Source organism: uncultured Campylobacter sp. (assembly GCF_938045595.1).
Lineage (GTDB): Bacteria > Campylobacterota > Campylobacteria > Campylobacterales > Campylobacteraceae > Campylobacter_B.
In genome coordinates this window covers 1-1,730 of record NZ_CALIBB010000147.1, presented here as the reverse complement: position 1 = coordinate 1,730, position 1,730 = coordinate 1, and the positions used below count along the sequence as shown (strand labels likewise).

General features: G+C 49.1%; 1 pseudogene. It reads left to right on the top strand.

Features of this window, described 5'->3' with window-relative positions:
• Window positions 1-1,313 (top strand): annotated as a pseudogene (locus tag Q0340_RS06255) (hypothetical protein); the annotation flags it as partial.
• Between the last annotated feature and the right edge of the window lie 417 nt (window positions 1,314-1,730).

Below are 1,730 nucleotides of genomic sequence, written 5' to 3'. Positions count from 1 at the left end.
TCCTAAGCGCCGTGGTTTCGACGAGCCTAATCGGGCTGATGCTGGATTACGCGGTGCACTGGCTCGGCGCAAACATCTCGCGCCGCATAGAGGCTCGCTCGATAAAAAGCATGCGAAACATCCTGCTTCTAGGCTTTTTCATTACCGCGGGAGGCTACTTCGTATTTTTATTCAGCCCGTTTTTTCTGCTCAAAGAGATCGCGATCTTTGCCATAGCCGCACTTGCGGGGGCGTTTTGCTTTAGCTACTTCGCCCTACCGCTGCTTCTTGAAGGAGCGGAATTTTGCCCTACTCCTATCTTTGCAAAAGCTCTTGAGCTCTACGCAAAGGCGCTTTGCAAAATAAACTTAAGCTTAAAAGCGCTCGCCATCATTTGCGCGGCGCTGCTTGCGTTTTTGTATTTTAAAATGGAGCTTAAGGACGATGTCAGCGAATACGCGAGCTTGGATAAAAACCTAATCGCGATGAGCGCTAAGCTAGCAAGCATCGGCGGCTCCAGCTTTGATCTTATCGTAGGCAACAACGCGAGCGCGGTAGCCAAAGAGGTCGTGGCGCGCGGTCTTGCGGACTCATACGTGGGCGCGCCGATTTTGGATCCCGCCACGCAGAGCTTTATCAAGCAAGCCTTTGCAAACTACGATAGAAGCGCATTTTTAAATCTCGGGCTCAGCCGCGAACTCGTGGATGCAAACTTTGCCAAGATTGCAGAAGCACCTATTTTAAGCTACGAGCAGGCCAGAAGCTCCGTTCTTTTTGCTGCGATGCCGAGCGTCGATCCGCATATCGCTTTTTTGCGCGGCGTACGCGATAAAGCAGCCGTAAGCGAGCTTGCCGCGCAGATGGGCGCGCTGCATCTAAACATGCGAAGCGCCATAAGCGAGGCGTTTTCGCAGATCAAAATCAACGCTCTGTATCTAAAATGCGCCGCATACGCCCTTGCGCTCGCACTGCTGTGGGCGTTTTTCGGTGCGCGAACGGCATGGTTGATCGTCATCTCCGTCTTTGCGTCAAATTTAGCCGTGCTTGCCCTGCTTAGCGCATTCGGCGTGAGCGTAAATATTTTTGCGATCTTTGCGCTGATCCTATCAGGCGCCGTGGGGATCGATTATATGATCTTTGCAAACAACGACAAAATGGCGCTTAGCGATAAAATTTTCGGCATCACGCTCGCGTCTTTAACCAGCATAATCTCTTTTTTTACGCTCGCTTTCAGCTCCACTAAAGCAGTGGCGCTGTTTGGGCTCTGCGTCAGCCTAAATATCGCGCTAGCGGCGATCTTAGCGCAAGTTTTGGCGGCGAGCAAGAGAAGCTAATCAAGCGGTAGCCAAAGAGCCGAAATAAATAAAATAGACGCTATTTGCCTGCTTGCAGATAAAATTTATAAAAGAGAGCGCCGTAAATTTACGCAGCCGCAGCGGATGAAATTTAATCTAACTCGCCGCGAGATAAAATTTAGCTTGTCGTGACGCAAGATAAAATTTAACCGATTAGAGCGCAAGATAAAATTTGAGATGAAATTTCGGCCAAGCAAGCTGCGAACCGGAATTTAAAAAATAAGGTTGCGGGATAAATTTTAAAAGTTGATCTTTGGCGCAGCGTCTCGAAGCTGCTATTAAATTTGAACCTATGCAGTGCATTTTTAAATTTAAACCCTTGCGGCGCATTATTAAATTTAAATCTGCGCGCCGCAGACCGCCCTACTCGCCGCTTTTGCCCGCTTTTATCATCTT